Source organism: Actinomadura bangladeshensis (assembly GCF_004348335.1).
Classification (GTDB): Bacteria; Actinomycetota; Actinomycetes; order Streptosporangiales; family Streptosporangiaceae; genus Spirillospora; species Spirillospora bangladeshensis.
Map to the genome: position 1 here is coordinate 1 of NZ_SMJW01000113.1, position 26,114 is coordinate 26,114.

The following is a 26,114-nucleotide window of genomic DNA, read 5'->3' on the forward strand; positions in this document are numbered from 1 at the left end:
GCCCACGCCGCCGGCCCAGGAGAAGAAGCAGGAGCCGTCCATCGAGGGCGGCTCGGACGACGACGAGCCCGGCGAGTGGACGCGCATGTACGGCGGCAACCGCCCGAAGTGATCGAGTCCGGGATGTGATCATCCCGGTACGCGGATTTCTGTACGGTGGGCGGGCTCTTCCACCCCCCACCGGACAGGAGCCGGCCCATGAACAACGCCGCCCGGCACGGAATCGGCGCGCTGATCGGCGTGGTCGCCGCCCCCCTGATCGCGGGCTGCCTGGCCTACAGCGTCGACGACGTGCGCAAATCGGCGGCCCACGCGCTCGCCGCGAAGGCGAACGGCCTCCCCGCCGAGAGCGCCCCGAGCGAGGACTGGGCGGCCCTGGCCATCCTGCTGGCGGGCGCCGCGGTGATCGGCCTGGTGGTGAACGCGCGGCTGCCCCCGCTCGCCTCGCTCGTCCCCGGCGTGGTCATCTCCGCCCTCGGGCTGGCGTGGTTCACGGAGACGACGTGGATGCTCGAGCACTCCACGCCGGAGGCCGTTCCGGAGGACTTCTTCCTCGGTTACTCGAACATGGCCGCCAACGGCACGTTCATGATCATCGGCATTGCGCTCCTCGTCGCCTCGGTGCTGCCCGGCCGCCGGCGCGGGACCCGCCCCGAGCCGGCCGTGCCCGCCGTGCCCGCCGCGCCGAAGCAGGCGCGGCCGGACGATGACGTGATCGAGTCCTAGCCGTGGGCAGGCCGCGTCAGACGGCCGCGAGGACGCCCGGGACGTCGTTGACCACCATCGCGTCGAACCCGGCCTCAGCGTAGGTCGGCGCCGCCTCCGCCGACGGGCACCAGGCGATCGTCTCCAGCCCGGCCTTGTGCGCGACGTCCACGCAGTGCTCCAGCGGGCGCAGCCGCGTATCGGGGTGCTCGATGCCGCACGACCCCGTGTGCACGGCGACGGCGTCCAGGCCGAGCCCGGCGGCGGCCGGGACGGCGTGCCACAGCGGGAACCGCAGCCACGTCAGCAGACCCAGCGGGACGCCCGGCAGCTCGTCCCGCAGGAACACCAGCAGCGACGGGTCGAAGGACGTGACGAGCAGCGGGCGCCGCTTCGCCTCGCGCCTCAGCACCGGGACCAGCAGCGCGCCCGTGCGGCGCGACGGCTCGTCCAGCGCGTCTTCGAGGACGGTCTTCACGTCGACGTCGACCGCGACGTCCGGCGGCAGCGCGTCGAAGATCCCGGTCAGGAGGGGGAGGCCGCTCGCGGTCGCGGGCAGGTCGACCAGGTGGTCGCCGTCGACCGTCGTCGGGTCGTGCCGCAGGACGAGGTGGTCGTCGGCGGTCCGCGTCACGTCGATCTCGACCCAGGACAGCCCCGCGGCGACGGCGGCCAGCAGGGACGGCAGCGTGTTCTCGGAGACGGGGGCGGCGGCGCCGGGCGGCGTCGGGTCGCCCGACCCGTAGCCGCGGTGCCCGATGACCGTGGGCGTGTCGTCGAAGATCAAGGCTTCACCTCGCCGGCGAGATGTTCGGCCAGGACGGCGTCGAGCGGCTGCGTGACCTTGAGGTTGCGCTCGCTGCCGGCGACGACGCGGATGGGGACGTCCGGCAGGTAGCGGTGCACGATCCCGCAGTCGTCGGTGGCCCGCAGGCCGGGGTCGGCGAGCGCCAGCTCGTACGCCTTGCGGATGGTGCCCAGCCGGAACCCCTGCGGCGTCTGGAAGCGGTTCAGCGTCTCGCGCGGCGGCATGGAGGCGACCACGCCGTCCTGCACCACCACGATCGTGTCGGACGACGGCACGCCCACCGCGACTGCCTCGCAGCCGTCCAGCGCGGCCAGCACGCGGTCGATGACGGCGGCGTCCACGAACGGGCGGGCCGCGTCGTGGAACAGGACGCGGACGTCGTCGGGGCGGCCGTCCAGCACCCGCAGCGCCGCGACCGTCGAGGCGGTGCGCGTGTCGCCGCCCTCGATGACGGCGGCCGTCTTGCGGAACGGCGCGGCGATCGCGGCGGCGTCGCGCAGATGCCCGGCCGCCATCACGACCACGACCTCGTCGATGCCGGGGTGCGCGTCGAACGCGCCGATCGCGTGCGCCAGGATGGGCCGCCCGCCGATCTCCATGAGCTGCTTGGGGCGCCCCGCGCCCATGCGTGCGCCGATCCCGCCGGCGAGCACCACCGCAACCGTCCGCGTCGCCATGTCTCCCGATCTTCCCGGCCGGTCCCCCGGCACACCCGGGCCGTGCTCAACGTACCGGACGGGCCCCGGCGAGGGGCGGGCGAAGCCGCTTGCACCGCCCGGGAACGCCGGATCGAGTATGGTTGCTTCGCCGTGCCGGAGTCCGTGCAGGCGGTGCCGGCACCGTTCCACCGCGACGCACGCGACGCCACCGGGCGCCGTGCCGCGCCGAGGGCCCGGCTCGTTCGCGCGTGACGCATCGGCCGCCTACGTTGGCCTCCAGGCCCGGCGGCGAGCGCGCCGCCGCGTTGTGCACGGACAACACGGACAGTTCGACCGGGAGGAAGAGGAAGCATGATCGGCATGGTGCTGGCGGCGGGTGCGGGCCGGAGGCTGCGGCCCTACACCGACACCCTCCCGAAGGCCCTCGTCCCGGTGGACGGCGAGACCACCATCCTGGACATCGCCCTCCGCAACCTCGCCGAGGTCGGGCTGACCGACGTCGTCATCGTCGTCGGCTACCGCGCGTCCGCCGTCGAGGAGCGCAAGACGTCCCTCGAAGAGCGGTACGGCGTGCGCATCACGCTGGTTCACAACGACAAGGCCGAGGAGTGGAACAACGCCTACTCCATGTGGCTGGCTCGGGAGCACTTCTCCAAGGGCGTCCTCATGGTCAACGGCGACACGGTCCACCCGGTGGGCGTCGAGAAGACGCTACTGGCCAACCGCGGGCCGGACATCCTCCTCGCAGTGGACGATGTGAAAACTCTCGCCGACGAGGAGATGAAGGTCATCCTCGACGGCGAGGGGCACCTGAAGACCATCACCAAGCTGATGGACCCGTCGGCCGCCGGCGGCGAGTACATCGGCGCCACCCTGATCGAGCCCGCCGCGGCCGAGCCGCTGGCCGACGCGCTCAAGGCCACCTGGGAGCGCGACCCCGACCTCTACTACGAGGACGGCTACCAGGAGCACGTGAACCGCGGCGGCCGCATCGGCGTCGCGCCGATCGGCGAGGTCGACTGGGTCGAGGTGGACAACCACGACGACCTGGAGAAGGCCCGCCGGATCGCCAAGGGCTACTGACCCGACGGCCGCCGGTTCCAGGCGCTCCACCGAGCGAGGAGGCTCATGCCCCTGCTGACGCGGATGCTGAACGCGCCGCTGTCCATCGACGTCCGGCGCGGTGCCGTCGCCGCTCTCGGCGACCTGCTCGCCGACCGGCGCATCGTCACCGAGGGCCGCGTGGCGATCGCGGTCGGCCCCGGCCAGGGCGACCAGATCGCCGCGCAGGTCCGGCCGTCCCTGTCGGCCTGCGACATGTTCCGGGTCGAGGGCGGCACCGTGGACGTGGCCGTCGAACTGGCCGCCAAGCTGCGCGCCGGGTCCTACGAGGCCGTCGTCGGGATCGGCGGCGGCCGGACGATCGACGCGACCAAGTACGCGGCGACGCTGTCGGGCATCCCGATGGTGTCGGTCGCGACGAACCTGTCCCACGACGGGATCTGCTCGCCGGTCGCCTCGCTCGTGCACGACGGCGGCAAGGGCTCGTTCGGCGTGGTGATGCCGCTCGCGATGATCATCGACCTGGACTACGTGCACGCCGCGCCGCCCCGGCTGATCCGCGCCGGCATCGGCGACGTGCTGAGCAACCTGTCCGCGGTGGACGACTGGCTGCTGGCCGCCGAGCAGTGCGGGGAGCGGGTCGACCGGATGGCGCTCACCGTGGCCCGCATCGCGGCCGAGGCGCTGCTGCACCAGCCCGGCTCGATCGAGTCGGACCGGTTCCTCACCGTCCTCGCCGAGAGCCTGGTCCTGTCGGGGATGTCGATGGCGTTCGCGGGCGACTCCCGGCCCGCCAGCGGCGGCGACCACGAGATCATGCACGCCATCGACCAGCTCTACCCGGACACCGCCAACCACGGCGAGCTGGCCGGGATCGGCGCGGCGTTCTGCTACCACCTGCGCGCCACCCGGCTCCAGGCGGACGAGGCGGGGGCGGCGTCGACCGGGGCGGCGTCGGCCGACGGCGCGGCGGAGCGGCTGCACGAGATCCTCGACTGCCTCGGCCGGCACGGGCTGCCCCGCCTCCCCGGCGACATCGGGCTGTCCGTCGAGCAGTTCACCGAGGCCGTGCTGCACGCCCCGCAGACGCGGCCCGGCCGCTACACCATCTTGGAATACCTCAATCTCGACAAGGGCGAGACGCGCAAGGCGGTGGAAGAGTATGTCCAGGCCCATGGAGGCTGAGCTCCCCGAGTACTCCGCGGACCCGTCCGGCGACGACGATCACCGGCCGCACCGCAAGGGCGCGAAGGTCGCCGACGTCCGCCGGTACGGGCAGCCGCCCGGCCTGAAGGACCGGCGCAACGAGGAGCACTGGGCGGGCCGCCTCTACATGCGCGACCTGTCCCCGTACTTCGGATGGATCGCGCTGCGGCTCGGTTTCAGCCCGAACCAGCTGACCTACCTGATGATGGCGAGCGGCGTCGTCGCCGGCCTGGTCGTGTCGCTGCCCCTCGACCCCCTGTGGACGGCGATCGGCGGCGCGGTCCTCATCCAGGTCTACCTGCTGCTCGACTGCGTGGACGGCGAGGTCGCCCGCTACCTCAAGCAGACGTCGGTGGCCGGGGTGTTCCTCGACCGGATCGGCCACTACCTGTCCGAGGTGTCGCTGCTCATCGGGCTCGGCTTCATGGCGCAGGGCGGCTGGAAGAACGGCGGCTGGGTGGAGCTCGGCCTCGTCGCCGCGCTCGGCGCCGCGCTCATCAAGGCCGAGACCGACAACGTCGTCGTCGCCCGCGCCAAGTCGGGGCTGACCGCCGACCCGTCCGGCGGCGACCGGGCGCTGCGGCCCCGCTCCACCCGCATCGCCCTCGCCCGGCAGGCCGCGTCGATGCTGCGCTTCCACCGGATCATCGGCGCCGTCGAGCTGTCGCTGCTGATCCTCGCGGCGGCCGTGCTCGACACCGTCCTCGGCAACCAGACCCCCGTCGCCGTCCGCGTCCTCATGGTCGCGGTGGCCGCCGTCGCCGTCCTGCAGACCCTGCTTCACCTGGTCAGCATCCTGGCCTCCCGGAGACTCAAGTGAAACTGTCCGTCGTCGTCCTGACCATGGGGAACCGGCCGGAGGAACTGGCCCGCGCCGTCCGCAGCGCCCTGGAGCAGGAGCATGTGGACGTCGAGGTCGTCCTCGTGGGCAACGGCGTCGACCCCGTCGGCGACCGCGCCGGCGCCGCGCCGTTCGACGACGAGCGCGTCAAGACCCTCAGCCTGCCGACCAACCTCGGCATCCCGGGCGGGCGGAACCGGGGCGTGGAGGCCTCCTGCGGCGACGTGATCCTGTTCCTGGACGACGACGGCTGGTACCGCTCCACCCGGCTCGGCGCCCACCTGCGCGACCGGTTCTCCGCCGAGCCCGACCTCGGCGTGGTCTCGTTCCGGGTCCGCGACCCGGAGGGCGGGCGCGGCGAGCGGCGGCACGTCCCGCGGCTGCGGGCCGGCGACCCGGAGCGCTCGTCCGCCGTCACGACGTTCCTCGGCGGCGCCTGCGCGATCCGCCGCGCCGCGTTCGACGCCGGCGGCGGCCTCCCCGAGGACTTCTTCTACGCCCACGAGGAGACCGACCTCGCCTGGCAGATCCTCAACGCGGGCTACCGCATCGTGTACGACGCGTCGGCGGTCATGTTCCACCCGGCCGTCCTGCCGACGCGGCACGGCATGTTCTACCGCTACAACGCCCGCAACCGCGTGTGGCTGGCGCGCCGCAACCTCCCGTGGCCGCTGGCGCTCACCTACCTCGCCGTGTGGGTCGGCATGACCGTCCTGCGCGAGCGGAGGCCGAGCGCGCTCAAGCCGTGGTTCAAGGGCTTCGCGGAGGGCTGGCGCAAGCCCGCCGGGCCGCGCCGTCCCATCTCCTACCGCACCGCCTGGCGCATGACGCGGACGGGCCGCCCGCCCATCATCTAGCGCCCGTCCCGGCGCCCGTCCCGGCGTCCGTCCCGGCGCCCGTCCTGGGGCGTCGTGACCGCGGCGAGGATGAGGTGGGTGAGCTCGTCGATGATGTCGTCGAGCGGGATGTCCTGGTCGCGGGCGGACCAGTGGTGGACGAGGTTGTTGACCGCGCCGATGATCGCGATCATGGTGAGGCGGTAGTCGCGGTCGATGGCCTCGCCGCGCTCGACCGCCTCCCGGGCCATCGTGGTGAGCGAGTCCTCCCACTGGCCGCGCCAGCGGAAGCGGTGCTGCTCCAGGTCCGCGCTGACGCCGATGACCTCGACGAACGCGATGCGGGCCCAGCGGGGGTCGCTCGCGGTGACGGTGACGAACGCGCGGACGGCGCGCTCCACGCGCGTCCCGAGGCCGGCGCCGGACGCCCCGGCGTAGGCGGCGGCGAGGGCCTCCGCCGCGCGCTGGTTGATGCTGCTGTGCAGGGCGGTGAGGAGTTCCTCGCGCCCGGTGAACTCCTCGTAGAAGTTGCGGGTGGACACGCTCGCCGTCGCGCACAGCCGCTCGATGGACGTCGCCGCGTAGCCGCGCGTCCCGAAGAGTTCGAGCCCGGCGGCGAGCAGCCGCTCCCGCCGCTCGGCGCGGCGCTCCTCCGCCGACCGGCCGCCGTAACTGCGCCTGGGTGCGGGATTCCGGCCGCTCATCGATCTCCGTTCACCCGTGCGAAAGGGGGCATCGTCAGCCTAACCCGCGCGGACGGGCACCAATCACCCTCGGAGCGTTGCCCCCGGCGTCCCCGGGGGGCTCAGCCGGTCAGCAGCGTGTCGCGCCATTCGGGATCGGCGGTGAGGACGGTCAGCCGCTGCGTCGCGCGCGACACCGCCACGTAGAGGACGCGCAGTCCGCGCGGAGACTGCGCGGCGACGGTCTCCGGCGCGACGATCACGGCGGCGTCGAACTCCAGGCCCTTGGCGTCCAGGACGTCCAGGACCTGGACGCGCTCCGGCAGCCCCTCCCCGAGCCGCTCCCGGTCGGCCTCCGTCCACGCGACGCTCCCACCGCCGGCGCCGGCTTCCGCGGACGCGGCCGGGGTGTCGAAGAGGGAGGTCTGGCCGTCCTCCGAAGCCGGTCGCCGCGGCTCGGACGCCGTTCCGGACTCGTCGGCGGACATCGGGACGATGACGCCGATGGTGCCTTCGACCTGGTCGAGGAGCCGCTCGGTCGCCTCGCGGGCGGCGGTGGGGAGGTCGGGTTCGGGGACGACGCGGACGACCGGCTCGATCCCCGACGTCCGGACGGCACGGGCCGGACGGGCCTCCGGAAGGGCGCGGGCGAGCACACGGGCCGACACGGCGGCGATCTCGGTCGAGTTGCGGTAGTTCGTCGTGAGTTCGTACTCGTGCCGGGTGCGGGGCGCGGGCTTGCGGGTGCGGCGCCGGCCCCTGGACGGCTTCTCGCCGCCGAGTGCGGACTCCATCGCCTGGCGGGCGGCGTCGAGGTCCTCCCAGGCGCTCTGGGCCGGGTCCTCGACGACCGTCCAGCTGGCCTGGCGGCCGCGGCGGCCGAGCATGCGCCACTGCATGGGGGAGAGGTCCTGCGCCTCGTCCACCACGATGTGCGCGTATTCGGGGCGCTCCTCCACCACGCCGTCGTCCACGCGCCGGGCCCGTTCGAGGCGCTCCATGGACGTGGTGAGCTCCTGCATCTCCGGCTCCCAGCTCTCGTCCACGACCTCCTCGCCGGTGAGGATGTTGACGCCGTCCACCACGAAGGGGTCGTCCTCGGACGGGGCCCTGCGCCGGCGGGACGGCCGGGGCGGCGGGCCGAGCAGCGCGTCGAGCTCGTCCAGCAGCGCGACGTCCTGGTAGCTGAGCGGGGCGTCCCCGGCCCAGGACGCGGCGAGCGGCTCGATGTCGGCGCGGTCGAGGTCACGGCCGGCGGCGGCGCGCAGCCGGGCCGGGTCGCCGAGCGAGCGCAGCACGTCCAGCGGACGGCGGATCGGCCACCAGGCGACGAGGAAGTCGGTGAACGTGCGCTGCTCGCGGACGCGCGCGTCGAACTGGGCGCGCTTCGGGTCGCCGTTCTGCCGCCCGCGCGCGGCGGGCTCCTCGTCGAGGGAGGCGAGCCCGTCGGCGGCCAGGATCGCGTTCCACAGCCCGGTCTCGGCGCTCTCCTCGGCCTCGGCCGCCTCCATGCCGCCGACGTCGTTGAAGCGGCGCCAGAGCGCGTCCAGCAGCATCTCGGCGGCCCGGCCGCGCGAGGCGTTCACGCTGCCGCGGCTGCGCCGGTGCAGGTCGTTCCTGATCCGGTCGAGGCGGGCCCGGTCGAGGGTGACGACGACGCCCTTGAACACGACGCGCAGCTCGCCGGGGGCGCCGGGGGCGTGGTCGGCGACGGCGCGGCGCAGCAGCGGGACCATCGTGTCCGCACCCTTGACGCGGGCGAGGCGAGGGGAGTCGTGGACGGTCGCGGTGGCGCCGTCGACCAGGTCGCCGAGCGAGCGCAGCGTCGCCGAGCCCTCGCCGAGCGACGGCAGCACCCGCTCGATGTAGGCGGTGAACCGGCGGTTCGGGCCGACGACGAGGACGCCGCGCGAGCCGAACCGGCGGCGGTGCCGGAACAGCAGGTAGGCGACGCGGTGCAGCGCGACGGCCGTCTTGCCGGTGCCGGGGGCGCCGCGCACGAGGACGGTCCCGTCGGCGGGAGCGCGGATGACCTCGTCCTGCTCCCGCTGGATCGTCGCGACGATGTCGCGCATGGCGCCCTCGCGGGCGCGGGCGAGCGAGGCGAGGAACGCGCCGTCGCCGACGATCGTCATGCCGTCGGCCGCGTCCGGGTCGAGGAGGTCGTCCTCCAGGTCGACGACCGTGTGCCCGCGCGAGTGCAGCACGCGCCGGCGGACGACGCCGCGCGGGTCCTCGGGGGTGGCGCGGTAGAAGTCCTCGGCGGCGGGCGCCCGCCAGTCGATCACGAGCGAGTCGTGCTCGCTGGTCCGCACGCCGATGCGGCCGACGTAGCGGACCTCGCCGGAGCCCTGCTCGCCGGGGGCGAGGTCGAGCCGGCCGAACACCAGGCCGTCGTCGGCGATGTCGAGGGCCTGGGCGCGCAGCGCCGCCTGGTGGACCATCGCGTCCCGGTCCACGAGCGAGCCCTTGGTGCCGGCGAGCGACTGCCGGTAGCCCTCGCGGATCATGGCCTGGGCGTCCGCGCGCATCTCCTCCAGCCGCGCGTAGGCGACGTCGACGTAGCGCTGCTCGGCGGCGATCTCTTGATCCTTCACCGTGCCGCCGGGACCGGTCGGCCGCCCGGTGACCTGGGACGACATACAGGCTGCTCCTCGCACGTGGGTCGCGGCCGGGGACGTCCCCCGGCACCCCCGAAGGGGCGAAGGAGACAGCTTATTCGGTCGGCCTCGGGTTCAGCGCGGAGCGGAGCCCGTGGAGGACCCCCGGCCGGCTCCGGCCCGGCCTGACGTGCAGGTCGCCGGGCGGGCGCGCCAGCGAGCGGTCCAGCGCGTCGAGGAGAGGGCGGGGCGAAGGCGCACCGTCCAGGTGGACGCAGCGGATCGTGACGCCGCGCCCGCCGTACTCCCGCAAGAGCGCCTCGGCGTACGCGGCGACGGCCCCGGACGCGGCCGCGGCCGCCCCGGCCCGCGGCGGCGGCGCGCAGAGGACCAGTTCCCCGGCGCCGCGTTCCAGCATGCCGGGCAGCGTGGCGCGCACGACGTGCATCGTGCCGTACACGTCGGTGTCGAGAACCTGTTTCACCTCGGCGGTCGGCTGCTCCAGCGCGGACCCGGCGGGCGCGGTCACGGCGGCGTGCACGACCCGGTGGACGGGCCCGGTCATCGCCAGCACGTCCAGGACGGCCTTGAGATCGGTGACGTCGCACGTCCGCACGTGCATGTTGGGGGAGCGCAGCGCCGTCTCCGCCAGCCCGGCCTCGTCGGCGTCCACCGCGACGACGTCCCACGCCGCCGCCGCGAGCCGCCGCGCCGCGAGCGCGCCGAGGCCGCCCGCCGCGCCCGTGACCAGCGCCGTCCGCTTCACCGGCGCACCTCCTCGGCGCCGTCGAAGACCATCTGCAGGTGGCCGACCGTGCTGCTGCTCAGCGCCCGCGCCCGGTCCAGCCCCAGCCCGCGCAGCTCCTCCGCCACCGGGTGGTCGCCCAGGACGACCTTCGCCCCGCCCGGCCGGGTCCGCACCTCGGACGGCGTCAGCGTCCACGGCGTCCGGCGCGTGACGCCGTCCATGCACGAGTACGCGTCGACCTTGGGCGCGGCGGTGCCGGCCGGCATCGGCGCGCCGGGCTTCACCGCGACCTCGATCACCGTCCGCCCGCCCAGCCGCACGGCGCACCGCTTGACGCGCCCGGCCAGGTCCATGGGGATGTCGGCGATCTCCTTGGGGAACCCCCAGATCGTCCGCCCGGCCTCCAGCGTGAACTCCTGGTTGACCGGCAGCCAGTGGATGAACGCCCCGACGCCCCGCAGCCGCCCGAACACGCCCGGGGGCTCCGCGCCGGGCGGACGCACCAGGAACGCGACGGCGAACTCGTGGTACGGGCCGAGGTCCCCGTCGGTGTACCGGACGAAGGCCAGCGAGCAGATCGCCCGGCCGGGCACCGGCTCGGCGATCTCCAGGCCGCTGTAGGCGATGACGGCCTGGGCGGCGCGGGCGGGCACGGCGAACATCGCCGACCCGACGGCGGCGTCCCGGATCCGCACCGGGAGGGTGACCCGCTCGCCCTGGACGGCATGCGCTTGCACGGTGCTTGTCACACCGCTTAGTAGAACAGGTTCTCGTTTTGCTGCCAAGAACCGGGGCCGTCAGCCCTTCTCCACCGCCGTCCGGATGCGGTCGAGGGTGGCGCGCATGCCCGCGCGGTTCACCGCGGCGCGCCGCTCCGCCGGGACGCCGGTGAACACCTTGCCGAGGACCGAGACGAACGCCGCGCCCCGGCTGTCGCGGCGCAGGTCCTCCCAGTACTCGGTGAGCCGCGTCCGGGGCGCGGACGGGTCGTCCGAGACGTCCTCGAAGCGGTACCCCCACAGCGCGACCGGCATTCCGAAGCTCGACACCCGGAAAGCGAACGCCTGGCCCGGCACCGCCGCCGTCACCTGGCATGTGGTGAACCACACACGCCACCCGATGCGGTTGAACCCGACGAACCGCGCGCCCGGCGCGATCGTCCGGCCGCGCAGCCAGACGGCGAACACCTCGGGGCTCCACTCGCGCATCCGCCGCGGATCGGCGACGGCCGCGTACACGTCGGCGGCGTGCGCCGCGACGGCCGCGCTCTCCTCGACCACCCACTCCCGTTCCATGCCGCGATCATCCCATCTCATGACCATTCGGTCATAGCAGGTGCGCGTACTCCGCCCGCCAGGACGCGTACCAGGCCCTGAACCAGGGGTGCGGCTCCGCCAGCGGGATGATGTAGGCGACGGTCTCGGCGTAGTAGCGGCGCTGGAAGTCCGGCGGCATCCGGTCGAGGGTCTGGACGTTGCTGGCCCGGTCGGCGAGCTTCACCTGGATCGCCTCCGCCGGGGCCTCGCCGAGGCGGCGCAGGTAGGCCGCCCTGGCGGCGCGCTTTGCCTGGCGCCCGGCGCCGGCGGCCGGCGGCTTGGTGACCCAGTCGACCAGCTCGGTGACCTCCGGGCCGAACTCGGCCTCCACGTCCGGCAGGGTCGCCGGGGTGTCCTCGACGACGTCGTGCAGGACGGCGGCGGCCAGCACGGCGGGCGCGGTCACCCCGGCCCCGCGCACCAGGACTTCCAGCGCCTCCAGCAGGTGCTCGGCATAAGGGGCGCCGGTGGGGCGCTTCTGGTCGCCGTGCCAGCGCTCGGCGGCGGCGACGGCCCGGCCGAGGGCGTCCACGTCGATCGGCGCGCCCGACGCGGCGATGTCCGCACGCGCCGTGTCCCAGCCGTGCCAGCGGGTGAAGACCTCCACGGTTCGTCTCCGTTCTGTCGCGCGGGCGTCCCGCGCACGGCATGGTGGGTGTCGTCGCATCACAGTATTCAGCGGAGGGAGGCGGCGCGGTCGTGGTCGCGAGCCGGCAGCGGCCCGGTGGCCGACCGGAGTCCGTGGGCAGGGTCCGCGTCGCGCTCGGTCTGGTCTCCGCGGCGGTCGCCGTGGCGCTGTGCGTCGTGCTCGTCGACACCTACGTCCTGCGCGCCGAGTGGTGGCAGGTCCGGCACACCGTGACCGGCGAGCCCGTCACGCCGCAGCGCGAGGTCGGGCCGCCGCCCGGCCCGCTCGCGCTGAGCTGGGAGAGCACGACCCGCATCCAGCACGGCGCCGCCGGCGGCTACGACGGCGTCGCCTACCAGGTCGCGCAGGGGCAGGTCGTGACCGCGTCCGGCCACGGGCTGCAGGTGCGGGACGCCCGGACGGGCGGCGACCGCTGGAGCTACCGGCGCAACGGGTGGACGCTGCTCGGCTGGACGTCCACGCGGTCCCGGCTGGTCGCCTACTTCGAGCGGAACGGCGACCGCGCCGACCGGGTGCTCGTCGCGTTCGACGCGCTGTCGGGCGGGCTGCTGTGGCGGCGCGAGGGCGAGCGCCCCGCCGCGGTGTCGCGGACGACGCTGCGCTGGCCCGCCGGGTCCGACATCGTGCTCACCACCGACGAGAAGCACCGCACGCTGTTCGGCGTCTCCGCGGTGACGGGCAAGCGGGTGTGGCGGCGGCCGCTGCCGCGCGGCTGCCGGCTGTTCGAGGGCGGCGCCCACCCGTCCGACGGCCGCGAGGACCTCGCCGCGTTCGGCCTGGACTGCCTGGAGGACCAGCGGCCCGCCGCGCGGGAGGACCGGCGCGAGGGCGGGCGCGACGGCGCGCGGCCGGAGGGGCGGCGCCGCAGCCGGCTGCTCGCGGTCGACCCGGCGAAGGGCACCGTCCGCTGGGAGGAGCGGCTCGGCTCCAAGGAGTCGCCTGAGGTCTCGATGCTGGACGGGGTCACGCTCGCCTCCGACGGCACGGCGCTGCGCGCGTTCACCGCGGACGGCGACCAGTTCGGCGCCTGGGAGGGCGACGGGGTGTGCGGCGACCTGATGTGCCCGGGCGTGCTGACGGCGGGGCGGCTCGTGGTCGTCTACCACCCGGGCGGATCCTCCGACCGCACCCGCATGGAGGCGGTGGACGTGCCGTCCGGGCGCGTCGAATGGGGCCGCGACGTCCCCGCGTACGCGGCGCTCGCACAGGCCGGCGGGCACGTGTTCGCGCTGCGCCCGCGGCTGTCGGAGGGGCTGCTGCCCGCGGGCGTCGACATCGTCGAGCCGGACGACGGCGCCGCCACCACCGCGCCGGCGCCGTTCTCGATGGACCCCGACCTGCCGGGCGCGCGGCCGTGGCTGGCGGCGGCGGGCGGGCTGCTGTACGTGGCCGTCCCGCAGGCGGCGCCCCGCCCGGACGGCGCGGCGCGGCTGCTCGCGCTGCGCGGCGGGCCGGCCGGCACCGGCCCCGCCGAACTCGGCGGCGTCCCCGTCGCGGACTGGCCGGACGCCTGCTCGCTGCTCACCGCCCCCGACCTGGCCGCGGCGCGGCTGGACGGCTACGTCAGCGAGCCGGGCCGCGCGTCCGCCGGGCCGGTGCGGCTGCCGCGCCCGGTGTCCTGCACCTACGAGCCGCGCGAGAAGCCCAAGAAGAACAAGAAGCCGAAGGATGAGGACGAGCCGGAGGGCGCGAGCGGGTCGCCGACTCCGACGCCGGAATCGTCCCCGACCGGGTCGGGGTCGCCGAAGCCGTCCGCGAGCCCGATGGAGGAGGCCGATCCGGCCGTGCGGGGCCTCACCGTGAGCGTCCGGTGGGTGGCCGAGACGGGCGAGGCCGCCTCCCGGATGCTGGACGCCCTGCAGGCCACGCAGTCGCAGGCCCGGCGGCGCCGCGACATCGGCGCGGACGAGGCGTACGAGATCGGCCCCACGGCCGGGATGATCGCGCTGCGGGTCGGCCGGTACGTCGTGGTCGTCGAGGCCAACCGCCCGCCGGGCGCCGCCGCGCGCATCGCCCGGTCCGTGGCCTACCGGCTGCACCACCCGCCCCGGCCGTCCTGACCGGGCGGGCCGAGGCGGGTCAGCGCTCGGGGACGGGCTCGGGTTCGGGTGCGGGTTCCAGTGCGGGTTCCGGCTCCCAGGCGGTGTCGGCGGAGCGGTTCGCCCACGCCTCCAGCTGGGCGACGAACCGCGCCGCGTGGACGGGCCAGTGGTACCGCGCGCGGGCCGCGTCGTAGCCGCGCTTGCCCATCTCGGTCCGCCGGTCGGGGTCCTCGCGGAGCCGCAGGACGGCCTTGGCGGCGGCCTGCGGGTCGCCGAACGGCACGATCAGCCCGCAGCCGGCCGGGTCGACGATGTCCACCGCGGGCGGGTTCGGCGTGGTGATCACCGGGATGCCGCGCGCCATGTACTCGACGACCTTGGTCGGCATCGAGTGCCGGTAGTTCGGCTCGTCGTGCAGCAGCGCCAGCCCGGCCATCGCGCCCTCGGCGATGCGCAGCGCCCGGTCGTTCGGCACGAACCCGTACCAGCGCACGAGGCCCTCCCGCTGCGCCTCCCGCAGCGCGCCCCGCACGTCGGCGTCGGCCGCGCCGATCAGCTCCACCAGGATGCCCTCGGGGGCCAGCGCGCGGGCCATCTCGATCATGTCGAGCGCGCCGCGCGCCCGGGACAGCTGCCCGACGTAGACGGCGCGGCGGCCGTCCGGCGGGCCGGGCGGCGTGTCGGAGACGTAGGTGGTGTTGGGCACGACCGGGTGGTCACCGCGGAACCGGGACCGGTAGCCCTCCTCGGCGAGCAGCAGCCGGTGCCGCCGCTCGCTGCGCCGCTCCAGCCGGTGGACGGCCGGCCGCAGCACCGGGCGCGCCGGCGCGGGCAGCCAGCCCTTGGCCGCCAGTGCGGCGGCGGTGTCCTCGTGGACGTCCCACACCACCGTCCGCGCGCGGACCTCGCGGGGCAGGGACACCAGCAGTTCGGGATCGTGCAGCAGGACCACGTCCGCGTACCGGGCGTGCTCGATGAGCGCCCGGTGGGCGGCGCGCAGCGCCCGCAGCCGGCGCCGGCCGATGGCGCGCGGGATGTCCACCGGGCTGATCTGGCGCCACGGGACCGCATTGCATGCCCGGAATGGGGCGATATATGTGACCTCATGGCCGGCCTCGAGGAGCGCGCGAATCTGCCGGTGCAGAATGCGTGCGTCCTCGGGATGGTGAACCACCGTGCAGACACAGACCCGCATCACATTCACTCCGTAACGCGCCGATTAGTCATCTCACCCAGACCCTGCCCCACCAGGGCGAATAGGGGATGAATTCCCACCGACCACGACATGTCCGCTCCCCGGCGCCCCGTTGACCTGCGGCGTGTTGTTGTTATGGGCGGCCTCATAACAACAACACGCCGCAGGTGAACGAGGTTCAGAGGAGTTCGACGGTCTCGCGCTGGACGTCGCGGGTGCGGCCGCGGGTGTCGAAGAGGAGGCGCGCGTGCCGGGTCAGCGTCCCGGCGTCGTAGGCGGCGTGGTCGGCTAGGACGATCGCCAGGTCGGCATCCCGCAGCGCGGCCGCCAGATCGCCGCCCGCGTGCGGGATCTGCGCCCCGTCGACGTCCCAGGACGAGACGAACGGGTCGTGGAAGACCAGGTCGGCGCCGAGCCGGGCCAGCCGCCGCGCCACCGGCCGGGCCGGGGATTCGCGCTGGTCGGCGATGTCGGCCTTGTAGGTGACGCCGAGGAGGAGGACTTTGGCGCCCTTGAGCGCGCGTCCTTCGCGGTTGAGGAGTTGCTGGGCTCGCTCGGCGATGTATCGGGGCATGCGGTCGTTGATCTCTTGGGCCAGTTCCACGAAGCGGAACGGGTAGCCCAGCGAGCGCACTTTGTAGGACAGGTAGTTGGGGTCGATGGGGATGCAGTGCCCGCCGACGCCGGGGCCGGGGCGGAACGCCTGGAACCCGAACGGCTTGGTGGCGGCGCAGTCGATGGCGTCCCACAGGTCGATGCCCAGCTCGTTGCAGAACACCGCCATCTCGTTGACCAGGGCGATGTTGACGTGCCGGTAGGTGTTCTCCAGCAGCTTGGCCATCTCGGCCTCGCGGGTGCCCTTGGCCTCCACGACCCGGTCGACGAACTTGCCGTAGAACGCCGACGCCGCCGACGCGCACGCCGGGGTCAGCCCACCGACGATCTTCGGGGTGTTGCGCACCCCGTAGACCGGGTTGCCCGGGTCGATCCGCTCCGGGGAGAACGCCAGGTGGAACTCCTCGCCCGCGACCAGGCCGGACGTCTCCAGGATCGGCCGGACGACCTCCTCGGTGGTGCCCGGGTAGGTGGTCGACTCCAGCACCACCAGCGTCCCCGGCTGCAGGTGCCGGGCGACCGTCTCGGCCGCGCCGCGCACGGCGGTGAGGTCGGGGCCGCCCTCGGGCGACAGCGGCGTCGGCACGCAGATGACCACGGTGCGGGCGCCGTCCAGGACGTCCTCGCGCAGGCTCGGGGCGAACCCGGCCTCCAGCATCTGCTCGATCTCGGCGGGCGAGACGTCGTCGACGTGCGACAGCCCGGCCTTGAGCCCGGCGACCACGCGCGCGTCCCGGTCGAGCCCGCCGGCCCGCAGGCCGGCCCGGCAGGCTTCGCGGACGAGCGGCAGCCCCACGTAGCCGAGTCCGATGACAACGAGATCCATGCGCCCCGGCTCCCTTCGATCTAGGTGAGTCGGTAGGCCGCCCGGTATCGCTCGGCGACGGCGCGCCAGGTGCGTTCCGCCGCGACCCATTCCCGGGCCGACCGCCCGATTTTCTGTCTCCGTTCGGGAGCGTAAGCCAGATCTTCGAGACAATTCGCCCATGCTTCCGGGTCTTCCGGAACTGTTAACGTGCCCGTCACGCCCGGTTCCACGATTTCCCGAAGAGCTTTGACATCACTGGCCATAACGGGGATTCCCCCCGCCATCGCCTCGATCGGCTTCAGGGGCGTCACCAATTGGCACACCCGGTCCGCCCGGCGCGGAACCGCGAACACATCGAGGACGGCGTGGAATCGGCGAACGGACTCCATCGGCACCCGCCCGGTGAACACGGCGTGAACGCCGTGCCCGGCGGCGCGCCGTTCGAGCGCGCCGCGCTCCGGGCCGTCCCCGACCAGCAGCAGGGTGGCGGGCGTGCCGCGGTCGCGGAGCAGGGCGGCGGCGTCGATCAGCGTGTCGATGCCCTCGTAGCCGTAGAAGGACGACGTCAGGCCCACGACGGTCGCGTCCGCCGGGATCCCGAGCTCCGCGCGCAGGCCGCCCGCGTCGGGGAGGGGCTCCAGGAACGCCTCGTCCACGCCGTTCGGGACGGTGAAGATCTTCTCCTCCGGGATGCCGCGGGACGCGATCTCCGCCCGCATCGCCTCGCCGAGCGTGACGACCGCGTCGGCCTCGGCCATCCGGCGCGTCTCCAGTTCGCGGGTCAGCCGGTAGAAGTCGTCGGTCTCGCGGTGGGCGGGGTCGCGGGAGAGCCAGGAGTCCTCCAGGAAGCCGCGCACCTCGTAGACGACGGGGATGCCGTGGCGGCGCCCCAGTTCGAGCGCGACGGCCGCGTTGTGGTGGTCGCTGACCGCGTGCAGGACGGACGGCCGCAGCTCCTCGACCAGCCGTCCGGCCAGGTCGGCGCCCTTCTCGACGGCCTTGACCGGGTCGGCGGGAGGCAGCCAGGGGAGCAGCCGGTGGTACGGGACGCCGTCGACGTCCACCCGTGCACGCGCGTCGCCGATGCCCTGGCTGAGCGGGTAGCCGAGCCGCGTGACCACGTGGGTGTCGAGGCCCATCCGCCGCTGGGCGAGCGCGATCCGGTGCGTCCGGACGGTGTAGCCGGCGTTCGTGCGGGGCAGCGCGTTCGTCACGAACTGCAGGACGGTGCTGCCGGGCCTGGGCGCGCCGCGCCGTGCCGGGAAGGGGCTGCGGGCCAGCAGGGCGCGCAGATCTTCGGTCTCGCGCCGGACGTCCCGGGGCCGCGGGACGGTCAGCGGGGAATGCCGCAGCCGGGCGCCGAACGGGGTGCGCGCGACCAGCCGCGCCGCCAGCCGCGAGGCCCGTCCGGGATCGTCGCGCAGCTGCCGATACGCGAGTCCGGCCAGGTAGACGGATTTTTTCACCACGGGGCCGGACGCTAAGCGACCCCGATGAACAGAAGGGAAATTGTGTTGGCACCGATCGTGCACGTCCTCGGGGCGCGGCCGAACTTCGTCAAGGCCGCCCCGGTGATCACCGCGCTGCGGGCCGCCGGCGCCGAACAGGCCGTGGTCCACACCGGCCAGCACTACGACGCGCGGATGTCGGAGGTCTTCTTCGACGAGCTGGGCCTTCCCGAGCCCGACGTCAACCTCGGTGTCGGCTCCGGCGGGCACGCCGAGCAGACCGCCGCGCTGCTGATCGGGCTGGAGGCGGAGTTCACGAGCCGTTCACCCGCACTGGTCATCGTGTACGGCGACGTGAACTCGACCATCGCCGCCGCCCTCGTCGCGGCCAAGCTGCACATCCCGGTCGCCCATGTGGAGGCCGGGCTGCGTAGCTTCGACATGACCATGCCGGAGGAGGTGAACCGGCGGGTCACCGACCAGCTGTCCGCGCTGTGCCTGGTCACGAGCCCGGAGGGGATCGGCCACCTGGCCGCCGAGGGCGTCCCGGTGGCGCGGACCCACCTGGTCGGCAACCCGATGATCGACACGCTGCTGGCCAACCTGGACTCCTTCGACACGGACGCCGTGCGCGCCGCCCACGGGCTGCCCGAGCGGTACGTCCTCGCGACGATGCACCGCCCCGCGAACGTGGACGCGCCGGGGACGGCGTCCGCCCTCGTCCGGCACCTGCACGGCGTCGCCGACCTCGCCGACCTGGTCATCCCCGTCCATCCGCGCGGCCGGGCGAACCTGCTCGCCGCCGGGCTGGCCGACCACTCCGGCGTGCACGTCCTGGACCCGCTCGGGTACATCGACTTCATCGCCGCCGTGCGGGGGGCGGCGGCGGTGGTCACGGACTCGGGCGGGCTCCAGGAGGAGACGACGATCCTCGGCGTGCCCTGCCTGACGGTCCGGCCGAACACCGAGCGGCCGATCACCATCACGCACGGCACGAACCGGCTCGTCACGTTCGAAGAACTGGTGCCCGCCGCGCGCAAGGCCCTGGAGTCGGGCGGTGCGGCGTCCGACCGGCGACCGCCCCTGTGGGACGGCCACGCCGGCCCCCGCATCGCCGAAGTGATCATGGAGTTCCTGAGTGAGTGACGCCAAGGACGCGAAGGCGTACCAGCAGCTCGGACGCCTCAAGTCGACGCTGCGCGAGCGCGAGGCGCGCCTCGACGAGCTGGAGAAGCGGCTCACCGCACTGGAGCGGTCGACGGCCGTCCAGTTCGGACGCCTGGTCGCGGGCGCCGCGCGCAATCCGAAGCGCGGCAAGCGGCTGCCGAAGGAGCTGTACCGGCTGTGGCGCAAGCGGAACGCTCCAGTGCCCTCGGCGGGCTCGTCCGCGAAGGGCGTGGAGGCCGACCGGGTCGACCGTCCCGAGAACCGCCTGCTGGTCGCGGGCCCGTGCGACGGTTTGATCATCGCGGGGGTCCTGGCGCCGTCCACGGCGACACAGCTCGCGGAGTACGCGAAGGTCGTCCCGCTGTACCCGCACGACGCCGCGACCGTCCTCGGCTCGGCCGACGTCGACATGCTCGTCGTGGACGCGGCGGCCGGCGAACCCGGCTCCCCCTGGGCCTACCTGGGGGTTCCCGGCATGTACGACCGCGATCTCGCGCTGCACGAGCTCCGCGAGATCGCCGCCGCCCGCTCGCTCCCGCTCGTCCTGTGGGGCCGGACACCGCCCGCGACCCTCGCCTCCCTGCGCTGGGACGCCACCGCCACCGCACCCGGCCACCTCGTCCGTTGAAAGGAACCACCGTGCGACCACGTGCCCTCGTCTACGGCGATGTCGACCTCAACATGATCGACGGGTCGGCGATCTGGGCCCAGGGCATGGTCCAGGCCCTGGCCCGCGCCGGCTGTGAGGTGACCCTGGTCCTGAAGGCGCCCGTCCGGACCGGGCGGCTCGTCGACCCGCTCCGCGCCCTGCCCGGCGTCACCGTCCGCAGCCCGCACGCCGACGGCCTGTTCGACGCGCCGATGACGCCCAAGCAGGCCGCCGCGACTCTCGCCGCGATCGACGCCGAGGCCCCGCACGACCTGGTCGTCGTCCGCGGCCGCCGCCTCGCGGGCAAGCTCGCCGCTGGCCCGCTGGCCGGGCGGCTCTGGACGTACCTGACCGACGTCCCGCAGTCGGCGGCCGAGTTCGGCGCGTCCGCGAAGGCCGAGCTGCGCCGCATCGCGGACGCCTCCCGCGTGCTGCTCTGCCAGACCGAGGAACTGCGCGGCTTCCTGGAGAGCGCCGTCCCGGCGGCGGCCGGCAAGAGCGTCCTGTTCCCGCCGGTCGTCGTGCTCCCCGAGGGCCTGGAGACCCGTCCCGCGGGCGCCCCCGACGGCCCGCTCCGCCTCGTCTACACGGGTAAGTTCGCGCCGCGCTGGAACACCTACGAGATGACGTCCCTGCCCCGCCTGCTCGCCATGCGCGGCGTGGACGCCGAACTCCACATGGTCGGCGACAAGATCCACGACGACCCCGCCGACCCCGGCTTCTCGACCCGCATGCGGACGGCCCTGGAGACCGCCGAGGGCGTCGTCTGGCACGGCGGCCACCCGCGCGCCGAGGCGATGCGCCTCACCGCCGCAGGCGACGTCGGCCTCTCCTGGCGCGACCCGTCCATGGACGCGAGCCTGGAACTGTCCACGAAGGTGCTGGAATGCGGCACGCTGGGCGTCCCGGTCGTCCTGAACCGCACCCCCATGCACGAGACCCTGCTCGGCGCCGACTACCCGCTCTTCGCCGCCACCGAGGACGACGTCCTGGACGCCCTGACCCTCATCGGCAAGAACCCGGACGTCTACACCCTCGCCGCCGACCGCTGCCGCACGGCCGCCACCTCATTCACCCTCGACGCCGCCGCGGAACGCCTCAGCACCTACATCTCCCAGGCGTTCCCTGAGCCGTCCCAGGCCGTCCTTTCGGTCAAACAGCGTCCCCTGCGCGTCGGGGTGGCGGGCCACGACCTGAAGTTCTTCACCCGCCTGCTCGACTACCTGCGCTCCCGCTCCGACATGGAGATCCGCGTAGACCACTGGCCGGCCTTGAAGGCCCACGACGAGAAGCGCAGCCAGGACCTGGTCGACTGGGCGGACGTCATCATCTGCGAATGGTGCGGCCCGAACGCCCTGTGGTTCGCCGCCCGCAAACGTCCCGACCAACGCCTAGTCGTCCGCCTTCACCGCTTCGAGCTCTACGCCCCATGGCCGAAGCAACTCGACATCGACGCAGTAGACCAGGTCATCTGCGTAAGCCCCCACTACACCGACCTGACCCGCGAGCTGACGGGCTGGCCGTCGTCCAAGGTGGTCACGATCCCGAACTGGGTGGACGACGCCCAACTGGACCGCACCAAACTCCCCGGCGCCGAGCACCACCTGGGCATGATCGGCATAGCCCCATCGCGCAAACGCCTGGACCTGGCCCTGGACGTCCTGGAAGAACTACGCCGCGACGACCCCCGCTTCACCCTCTTCATCAAATCCAAACTCCCTTGGGAGTACTGGTGGATCTGGCAGAAGGAAGAGGAGAGAGCCCACTACGAGAAAACATTCCGCCGCATCCGCCGCTCCCGCCTGCTCTCCGGCGGCGTGGTCTTCGACAACTACGGCCGCGACGTGGCGTCCTGGCTGCGCCGCATAGGCTTCGTCCTCTCCACGAGCGACGACGAGAGCTTCCACCTGGCGCCCGCCGAGGGCATGGCCTCCGGCGCCGTCCCGGCCCTACTCCCATGGCCCGGCGCCGAAACCATCTACGACCCCCGCTGGATCCACGAGACCCCCACGGCAATGGCCGCCGCCATATCTGAAACAGTCACCCAAAACCGCTGGGAAAAGGACCGGGAGCTAGCGAGAACCCAGGTAAGAGCCGCCTACGCCCTCCCCGAGGTCTGCCGCCAATGGACAGACCTCCTAGCCAAGTAGGAAGACCGCATGGCCCTCGCCCCATCGAACTGTCGACTCCGCCCAGTCCCACCGGCCTCCGACCAGTAGATGCGCCGTGCCGAGCGGAGACCATCGCCACGATGTGGAAGGGCACCGCGACAGCAACGTCGTCCAACTGCAGCCGACTAGTCCCAATCCCCGGCAGCACGATGCCGTGACCGATAGGCTGGGCGGCAAAGAAGCAGATGAAGCCCGGTCTCATCACATCATGAAGGCATGAGCCGGACGGGAACTAGACAGGTTGCGGGATTGTGGCAATGAAGCCAGCTCCGGATTCTGACTACGAGAAACTGTTCTCGGAGTTCTTGGCAGAATTCAAAAAGCATCACCGCATCTATGTGATGCGTGGAACCTATGAGGGTACCTGCGCCTTCTTGGTTGGGTATGAAGTAGGGGCGGGACGCTCCCTACTCAAGGATTTTCATGAGTGGCTTGCTCTTCGCGGCAAGGGGAGGCGTGAACTCTACTGGCCTTTCCTTGTACTCTGCGAGATCTATCAAGACGGCGCTTGGCCGGATTTCCGATACCTGACACCTGAGGAAGATGAACAGGCGGTGAGCGTCCTGTTCGCCCTTCTTGAGCAGTTCCTTGCAGAGAGAAGAGTTCTGTAACAGCGCCGGCCCGAGCGGAATCGGATCGTGCATCTCACACCAAACATGATCTTGATGGGCACGAGCGCGCACGCTGAACGGCCGTGCCTGCCGACCCCATTGCGTCATATCCGCGGGCTCGGTCTCCATCACGGGCGGAGCCTGGTGTGAGCCCCAAGCGCGCGTGCGATCGTGTCGGTGGCGGTCGCCAGGTCGCCGACCGCGCTGATCGTGCCGCCGATCGGAGCCCGGGTGAATACCCAGGTGCCGCGAATGAAGTCGGCGCTGATCTCGGTGAACTTGCTGGGTGACTCGGTGTTGATTACGTAGAGGACGGGTGTGCCGTTGCGCGGGACGATGCCGCTCGACATTCCGCCGTACTTGCGCACGGCCTCATCGAGTGCGGTCAGGAACGGGCGTCGTCCGCTCGTGGTCGTCGGGTGGCCGGTGGCCATCTTCGTGTCAGCTCTCGTCGCGGGGCATGCCTGGACTGCCGGTACGGATGGTGAAGGCGGACTCGGTGCCCACTACGGGTGCATGCGCGACCACACCCACTTACCGCCGGCCGGGTCGGCGGTGACGCCGCACTTGGCGGACATGGCCTGGACGATGTGCAGACCCCAGCCGCCGTTGTCGTCGAACGCCTGCTCGGAGAGGTCGAGGTCGTCGAGGGTGAGTTCCTTCACCGGCTTGGCCTTGGGCAGCTCGTGGTCGGCGTCCCAGACGGCGATGATGATCCCGTAGGCGTCGCGGCTGAGCTGGAGACGGATCTCCTCGTCCGGCGTCTGGCGGACCGCGTTGGTGACGAGCTCCGAGACGACGAGAAGCGCACTATCGAGAATGTGCGAGTAGTCCCATTTACGGATTTGTGTGTCCGTGAGGGTGCGCGCCAGCCCCACTGCGGAATGCGTGCCCATAAGGGTCATGATCGGCTCTGTTGCCGCTGTCCTCGCCATCGTCCCGTCCTTGCCCAAGAATCCGATTTCCTGCGACAAGGATCACCGGCCCGTTTTAAGGTTTCGCTGTAATCAGCCGAATCGGAAACAGGAGCAACGATGCCGATCGTTCGTGACCCCCTTGACCCCAGGATCTCCATGTGGCACTTCCTGGCCTTCTGTATGCGCTTCTTCAGGGGAGAAGATGGGGCTGTCGCTCACCCAGTGCGGGGAGATCATCGGAGCGGCTCGGTCGACTGTTTCCAACCTGGAAGCAGGGCGTCGGCGCCCGCAGGACGACCAGATGCGGCTACTCGACAGGGCGTACGGGACCGGACTACTTTTCCAGGTTTTGCTTTGGTTTGCCCGAATGGCGCACGACCCGGACTGGGGTCGTCAGATCGACAAGTATGAGGAAGAGGCATCTCGGTCAAGACCTACCACGGCCAGGTCGTCCCGCTTGCTCTCCAGACGGACGACTACACATGGGCCTGCGTCCGGGCGAGTAAATTCAAGGACCTGGACGCCACCATGACTCGCCGGACGGATAAGAAAAAGGCGTACTGGGACAAAGGAGACTCCCTCCTCGCCTGGACGGTGATCGATGAGGCGGTCCTGGCACGTCCAGTCGGTGGCGCGGAGGTCATGAGGAAGCAGCTTGAGCACCTGCTCGAACTCGCCACGCTCTCGCACGTGAGCCTGCGGGTGGTCCCCTTCTCCTCGGGCGAGCACATGGGCCTCGATGGGTCGATGCAGATCTTCGGCCTGGAGGACCGGGACGTCGCCTACTCCGGTGCGCTGAACGGCGGCCGCTTGATCGAAACGCCTGGCGAAGTTCGGGAGCTTTCGATTACGTCCGACCGTATCGGCGTGAAGGCTGCCTCCGAGGAAGCCGCTCGCGAGATCGTTGAACAGTACTTGGAGAGGTACACATGATCGTCCAGTGGCGCAAGAGTTCTTACAGCGGCGGCGTGAACGACGAGCAGTGTGTTGAGCTGGGACGGCTTGAGCCAGAGGTCGGGATCGGGGTTCGTGACAGCAAGGACCCGGATGGGGAACACCTCACCTTGTCCGTCGTCCAGTTCGCCGACCTGATCGAGCAGGTCAAGCGGCACTCGACGCGGTAGCCATGGCCGTGCAGTGGCGTAAGAGTTCTCACAGCGGTGGTGCGGATGATCAGCACTGCCTTGAGCTGGGACGGCTTTCGCCGGGGGTTGGCGTGCGTGACAGCAAGGATCCGGGTGGAGGACACCTCACCTTGTCCGTTGCGCAGTTCGCCGACCTGATCGGGCAGGTCAAGCAGCAGCCTACTCGCTGAGCGTCCAGCCCTGGCTCGCCCGTCTCTTTCGTCTTCGCGCATGCGTGGCGAAGTGCGAGGTGCCTCTGATCACTGGCCGCCAAGCGTGACACCGATGAGTACCGGCTCGCCCACCAAGAAGCGCGCCCGGCACTCGCCCCGCCGTGTCCCGCATCGAATCCGGCGGTGGAGGTGTTCCGCCCCTGGCCCCGCTCAACCGGCTTGAGCATGCCCTCGGCCTGCGATTCCGGGGCGTCATCGGTGAGGCTGACGCTGGCGTGGCGGAGACGGGGCCCCTCTCTGCTGAATGAAGAGCCGGCCACGACGTCCGGTCACGGTGCCCAGCACGCGCACCCGCCCGCTCAACGAGGCAGGCCGGGCCGGGGGCGACGGAATGCGGACCCTGCGAGGCCGTTGCCAGGCCTGCGGGGTTGTTGCATGGGGATCTGTGGTTGCGGCGAGATGGCCGCGCGCACCATCGAGGCGGTCTCCAGATCGATCAACTCCGGGTGAGTGCAGCTTGCGTGCCAGCCGCTGTCGGGGGAGGCCATCGCCTTTGACGTCGGCCAGCCGACGGAACACGATCGAGGCGTCGACGACCAGGCTCACCGGTGCCCGTCGCGCATGGCTTGGCGGATGAAGTCGGGGTTGTAAGGCACCGGTTCATCGGCTGCGATCTTGGCCATCACCTCGTCCGGCGTCGGTGTGGCGGCTTCCTCGTTGAGGAGGTCTCGCACATAGGCCGTCAGTGACTTGCCGTCTTGTTCGGCTCGTGCCTTCAGCATCCGCTCGGTCTCATCGGGGACGTCCCGGATCTGAATGACTCCCGTGCATGCGTTTTAGCACGCAAGTGCATGCGGTGCTGATTGATTTACTGGTCGTCGCCGAACACGGCGGTCTCGTCCTGGCCGCCGAGGGTCTTGCGGCGTTCGGCGAGCCGGTGGCCGTCGATGTAGGACTGAGCTGATTCCAACCTCATTCGGCCTGGTGGTGAAGAGTGAGGATGGCTTGGACGATGGCGGTCAGGCGGCTGGGTGAGCAGCGGGCCTTCCGCAGGATGTGCCAGCGCTTGAGGGTCGCGGCG

At 72.2% G+C, this 26,114-nt stretch carries 28 protein-coding genes; 13 read left to right on the forward strand and 15 right to left on the reverse strand.

Annotated features, from left to right (window positions below; all coding sequences use genetic code 11):
* Positions 1-198 precede the first annotated feature (198 nt).
* The gene (locus E1284_RS21775; RefSeq protein WP_131941787.1) at positions 199-726 is read left to right on the forward strand and encodes a hypothetical protein; all 528 of its coding nucleotides are present in this window, start codon (positions 199-201) and stop codon (positions 724-726) included.
* Positions 727-742: 16 nt separating this feature from the next.
* On the opposite strand, the gene E1284_RS21780 is transcribed toward E1284_RS21775, so the two are convergent.
* Both E1284_RS21780 and ispD read right to left on the reverse strand, forming a co-directional pair.
* Positions 743-1,492 carry a glycerophosphodiester phosphodiesterase gene (locus tag E1284_RS21780; protein ID WP_131941789.1) on the reverse strand — a complete coding sequence of 250 codons (750 nt, stop codon included), beginning with the start codon at positions 1,490-1,492 and terminating at the stop codon, positions 743-745.
* Positions 1,489-2,190 (reverse strand): 2-C-methyl-D-erythritol 4-phosphate cytidylyltransferase, encoded by a 702-nt coding sequence (ispD, locus tag E1284_RS21785; protein WP_131941791.1) that lies wholly within the window; start codon positions 2,188-2,190, stop codon positions 1,489-1,491. The genes E1284_RS21780 and ispD overlap by 4 nt, the downstream gene beginning before the upstream one ends.
* A gap of 333 nt (positions 2,191-2,523) precedes the next feature.
* On the opposite strand from ispD, the gene E1284_RS21790 reads away from it, so the two are divergent.
* From E1284_RS21790 to E1284_RS21805, 4 genes are all read left to right on the forward strand, one after another.
* Complete coding sequence (locus tag E1284_RS21790) at positions 2,524-3,255, forward strand: phosphocholine cytidylyltransferase family protein (RefSeq protein WP_131941793.1); 732 nt, start codon at positions 2,524-2,526, stop codon at positions 3,253-3,255.
* Between the two features lie 63 nt (positions 3,256-3,318).
* Positions 3,319-4,419 carry an iron-containing alcohol dehydrogenase family protein gene (locus E1284_RS21795; protein WP_165965367.1) on the forward strand — a complete coding sequence of 367 codons (1,101 nt, stop codon included), beginning with the start codon at positions 3,319-3,321 and terminating at the stop codon, positions 4,417-4,419.
* Positions 4,409-5,260, forward strand: a complete 852-nt coding sequence (locus E1284_RS21800; protein ID WP_131941796.1) for a CDP-alcohol phosphatidyltransferase family protein — start codon at positions 4,409-4,411, stop codon at positions 5,258-5,260. The genes E1284_RS21795 and E1284_RS21800 overlap by 11 nt, the downstream gene beginning before the upstream one ends.
* A 23-nt stretch (positions 5,261-5,283) precedes the next feature.
* Complete coding sequence (locus E1284_RS21805; RefSeq protein ID WP_131941834.1) at positions 5,284-6,138, forward strand: glycosyltransferase family 2 protein; 855 nt, start codon at positions 5,284-5,286, stop codon at positions 6,136-6,138.
* Here the strand turns inward: E1284_RS21805 and E1284_RS21810 are convergent.
* From E1284_RS21810 to E1284_RS21840, 6 genes are all read right to left on the reverse strand, one after another.
* The gene (locus tag E1284_RS21810; protein ID WP_131941798.1) at positions 6,135-6,821 is read right to left on the reverse strand and encodes a TetR/AcrR family transcriptional regulator; all 687 of its coding nucleotides are present in this window, start codon (positions 6,819-6,821) and stop codon (positions 6,135-6,137) included. The two genes, E1284_RS21805 and E1284_RS21810, sit on opposite strands and share 4 nt — an antisense overlap.
* Before the next feature lie 101 nt (positions 6,822-6,922).
* Positions 6,923-9,442: a HelD family protein gene (locus tag E1284_RS21820; protein WP_243714655.1), complete on the reverse strand. Its 2,520-nt coding sequence runs from the start codon at positions 9,440-9,442 to the stop codon at positions 6,923-6,925.
* A gap of 73 nt (positions 9,443-9,515) precedes the next feature.
* A complete protein-coding gene (locus E1284_RS21825) occupies positions 9,516-10,166 on the reverse strand; it encodes an SDR family NAD(P)-dependent oxidoreductase (RefSeq protein ID WP_131941800.1) in 651 nt (216 codons plus the stop codon).
* Positions 10,163-10,897 (reverse strand): acetoacetate decarboxylase family protein, encoded by a 735-nt coding sequence (locus E1284_RS21830; protein ID WP_243714656.1) that lies wholly within the window; start codon positions 10,895-10,897, stop codon positions 10,163-10,165. The genes E1284_RS21825 and E1284_RS21830 overlap by 4 nt, the downstream gene beginning before the upstream one ends.
* A gap of 48 nt (positions 10,898-10,945) precedes the next feature.
* Positions 10,946-11,443, reverse strand: coding sequence for an SRPBCC family protein (locus tag E1284_RS21835; RefSeq protein ID WP_131941802.1), 498 nt, complete (start codon positions 11,441-11,443; stop codon positions 10,946-10,948).
* A gap of 31 nt (positions 11,444-11,474) precedes the next feature.
* On the reverse strand, positions 11,475-12,071 hold the full coding sequence (locus tag E1284_RS21840; RefSeq protein ID WP_207923877.1) for an HD domain-containing protein: 597 nt from the start codon (positions 12,069-12,071) through the stop codon (positions 11,475-11,477).
* A 134-nt stretch (positions 12,072-12,205) separates the two neighbouring features.
* On the opposite strand from E1284_RS21840, the gene E1284_RS21845 reads away from it, so the two are divergent.
* Complete coding sequence (locus tag E1284_RS21845) at positions 12,206-14,173, forward strand: outer membrane protein assembly factor BamB family protein (protein WP_165965364.1); 1,968 nt, start codon at positions 12,206-12,208, stop codon at positions 14,171-14,173.
* Positions 14,174-14,192: 19 nt separating this feature from the next.
* Here E1284_RS21845 and E1284_RS21850 read toward each other — a convergent pair whose 3' ends face one another.
* The 3 genes from E1284_RS21850 to E1284_RS21860 form a co-directional block, all read right to left on the reverse strand.
* Positions 14,193-15,350: a glycosyltransferase family 4 protein gene (locus tag E1284_RS21850; protein ID WP_131941808.1), complete on the reverse strand. Its 1,158-nt coding sequence runs from the start codon at positions 15,348-15,350 to the stop codon at positions 14,193-14,195.
* Positions 15,351-15,528: 178 nt separating this feature from the next.
* On the reverse strand, positions 15,529-16,791 hold the full coding sequence (locus E1284_RS21855) for a nucleotide sugar dehydrogenase (RefSeq protein WP_131941810.1): 1,263 nt from the start codon (positions 16,789-16,791) through the stop codon (positions 15,529-15,531).
* 20 nt (positions 16,792-16,811) lie between these two features.
* Positions 16,812-18,242 (reverse strand): glycosyltransferase family 4 protein, encoded by a 1,431-nt coding sequence (locus tag E1284_RS21860; protein WP_243714657.1) that lies wholly within the window; start codon positions 18,240-18,242, stop codon positions 16,812-16,814.
* Between the two features lie 24 nt (positions 18,243-18,266).
* Here E1284_RS21860 and wecB point away from each other — a divergent pair, with 24 nt between their 5' ends.
* Genes wecB through E1284_RS21875 form a run of 3 tightly spaced genes read left to right on the forward strand, consistent with a single transcriptional unit; the run spans position 18,267 to position 22,187 of the window.
* Positions 18,267-19,367 carry a non-hydrolyzing UDP-N-acetylglucosamine 2-epimerase gene (wecB, locus tag E1284_RS21865; RefSeq protein WP_131941814.1) on the forward strand — a complete coding sequence of 367 codons (1,101 nt, stop codon included), beginning with the start codon at positions 18,267-18,269 and terminating at the stop codon, positions 19,365-19,367.
* The gene (locus E1284_RS21870) at positions 19,360-20,016 is read left to right on the forward strand and encodes a hypothetical protein (protein WP_131941816.1); all 657 of its coding nucleotides are present in this window, start codon (positions 19,360-19,362) and stop codon (positions 20,014-20,016) included. Before wecB ends, E1284_RS21870 begins: the two co-directional genes overlap by 8 nt.
* A gap of 53 nt (positions 20,017-20,069) precedes the next feature.
* Positions 20,070-22,187: a glycosyltransferase gene (locus tag E1284_RS21875; RefSeq protein ID WP_131941837.1), complete on the forward strand. Its 2,118-nt coding sequence runs from the start codon at positions 20,070-20,072 to the stop codon at positions 22,185-22,187.
* 428 nt (positions 22,188-22,615) lie between these two features.
* Here E1284_RS21875 and E1284_RS21880 read toward each other — a convergent pair whose 3' ends face one another.
* The 3 genes from E1284_RS21880 to E1284_RS21890 form a co-directional block, all read right to left on the reverse strand.
* Positions 22,616-22,951, reverse strand: a complete 336-nt coding sequence (locus tag E1284_RS21880; RefSeq protein ID WP_131941818.1) for a hypothetical protein — start codon at positions 22,949-22,951, stop codon at positions 22,616-22,618.
* Positions 22,948-23,253 carry a hypothetical protein gene (locus E1284_RS21885; protein WP_131941820.1) on the reverse strand — a complete coding sequence of 102 codons (306 nt, stop codon included), beginning with the start codon at positions 23,251-23,253 and terminating at the stop codon, positions 22,948-22,950. The genes E1284_RS21880 and E1284_RS21885 overlap by 4 nt, the downstream gene beginning before the upstream one ends.
* 72 nt (positions 23,254-23,325) lie before the next feature.
* A complete protein-coding gene (locus tag E1284_RS21890; RefSeq protein WP_165965365.1) occupies positions 23,326-23,715 on the reverse strand; it encodes an ATP-binding protein in 390 nt (129 codons plus the stop codon).
* Between the two features lie 223 nt (positions 23,716-23,938).
* Here E1284_RS21890 and E1284_RS44075 point away from each other — a divergent pair, with 223 nt between their 5' ends.
* The 4 genes from E1284_RS44075 to E1284_RS21910 are packed head-to-tail and all read left to right on the forward strand — an operon-like array spanning position 23,939 to position 25,051.
* Positions 23,939-24,268 carry a helix-turn-helix domain-containing protein gene (locus E1284_RS44075; RefSeq protein WP_165965366.1) on the forward strand — a complete coding sequence of 110 codons (330 nt, stop codon included), beginning with the start codon at positions 23,939-23,941 and terminating at the stop codon, positions 24,266-24,268.
* The gene (locus tag E1284_RS21900) at positions 24,157-24,669 is read left to right on the forward strand and encodes a DUF5753 domain-containing protein (RefSeq protein WP_243714659.1); all 513 of its coding nucleotides are present in this window, start codon (positions 24,157-24,159) and stop codon (positions 24,667-24,669) included. The genes E1284_RS44075 and E1284_RS21900 overlap by 112 nt, the downstream gene beginning before the upstream one ends.
* On the forward strand, positions 24,666-24,860 hold the full coding sequence (locus E1284_RS21905; RefSeq protein ID WP_131941828.1) for a DUF397 domain-containing protein: 195 nt from the start codon (positions 24,666-24,668) through the stop codon (positions 24,858-24,860). Before E1284_RS21900 ends, E1284_RS21905 begins: the two co-directional genes overlap by 4 nt.
* A 2-nt stretch (positions 24,861-24,862) precedes the next feature.
* A complete protein-coding gene (locus tag E1284_RS21910; protein WP_131941830.1) occupies positions 24,863-25,051 on the forward strand; it encodes a DUF397 domain-containing protein in 189 nt (62 codons plus the stop codon).
* A 584-nt stretch (positions 25,052-25,635) separates the two neighbouring features.
* Here E1284_RS21910 and E1284_RS21915 read toward each other — a convergent pair.
* Positions 25,636-25,851 (reverse strand): FitA-like ribbon-helix-helix domain-containing protein, encoded by a 216-nt coding sequence (locus E1284_RS21915; protein WP_207923878.1) that lies wholly within the window; start codon positions 25,849-25,851, stop codon positions 25,636-25,638.
* Positions 25,852-26,114 lie beyond the last annotated feature (263 nt).

What these genes read in the sequence shown, in the direction of transcription:
- E1284_RS44075 (WP_165965366.1), top strand. Translation starts at nt 23,939, where the DNA reads ATGGGGCTGTCGCTCACCCAGTGCGGGGAGATCATCGGAGCGGCTCGG.
- E1284_RS21890 (WP_165965365.1), bottom strand. Translation starts at nt 23,715, where the DNA reads ATGGGCACGCATTCCGCAGTGGGGCTGGCGCGCACCCTCACGGACACA.
- E1284_RS21805 (WP_131941834.1), top strand. Translation starts at nt 5,284, where the DNA reads ATGGGGAACCGGCCGGAGGAACTGGCCCGCGCCGTCCGCAGCGCCCTG.
- E1284_RS21885 (WP_131941820.1), bottom strand. Translation starts at nt 23,253, where the DNA reads ATGGCCACCGGCCACCCGACGACCACGAGCGGACGACGCCCGTTCCTG.
- E1284_RS21810 (WP_131941798.1), bottom strand. Translation starts at nt 6,821, where the DNA reads ATGAGCGGCCGGAATCCCGCACCCAGGCGCAGTTACGGCGGCCGGTCG.
- ispD (WP_131941791.1), bottom strand. Translation starts at nt 2,190, where the DNA reads ATGGCGACGCGGACGGTTGCGGTGGTGCTCGCCGGCGGGATCGGCGCA.
- E1284_RS21910 (WP_131941830.1), top strand. Translation starts at nt 24,863, where the DNA reads ATGGCCGTGCAGTGGCGTAAGAGTTCTCACAGCGGTGGTGCGGATGAT.
- E1284_RS21820 (WP_243714655.1), bottom strand. Translation starts at nt 9,442, where the DNA reads ATGTCGTCCCAGGTCACCGGGCGGCCGACCGGTCCCGGCGGCACGGTG.
- E1284_RS21905 (WP_131941828.1), top strand. Translation starts at nt 24,666, where the DNA reads ATGATCGTCCAGTGGCGCAAGAGTTCTTACAGCGGCGGCGTGAACGAC.
- E1284_RS21790 (WP_131941793.1), top strand. Translation starts at nt 2,524, where the DNA reads ATGATCGGCATGGTGCTGGCGGCGGGTGCGGGCCGGAGGCTGCGGCCC.
- wecB (WP_131941814.1), top strand. Translation starts at nt 18,267, where the DNA reads ATGAACAGAAGGGAAATTGTGTTGGCACCGATCGTGCACGTCCTCGGG.
- E1284_RS21875 (WP_131941837.1), top strand. Translation starts at nt 20,070, where the DNA reads ATGATCGACGGGTCGGCGATCTGGGCCCAGGGCATGGTCCAGGCCCTG.
- E1284_RS21835 (WP_131941802.1), bottom strand. Translation starts at nt 11,443, where the DNA reads ATGGAACGGGAGTGGGTGGTCGAGGAGAGCGCGGCCGTCGCGGCGCAC.
- E1284_RS21800 (WP_131941796.1), top strand. Translation starts at nt 4,409, where the DNA reads ATGGAGGCTGAGCTCCCCGAGTACTCCGCGGACCCGTCCGGCGACGAC.
- E1284_RS21855 (WP_131941810.1), bottom strand. Translation starts at nt 16,791, where the DNA reads ATGGATCTCGTTGTCATCGGACTCGGCTACGTGGGGCTGCCGCTCGTC.
- E1284_RS21775 (WP_131941787.1), top strand. Translation starts at nt 199, where the DNA reads ATGAACAACGCCGCCCGGCACGGAATCGGCGCGCTGATCGGCGTGGTC.
- E1284_RS21795 (WP_165965367.1), top strand. Translation starts at nt 3,319, where the DNA reads ATGCTGAACGCGCCGCTGTCCATCGACGTCCGGCGCGGTGCCGTCGCC.
- E1284_RS21850 (WP_131941808.1), bottom strand. Translation starts at nt 15,350, where the DNA reads ATGCGGGTCTGTGTCTGCACGGTGGTTCACCATCCCGAGGACGCACGC.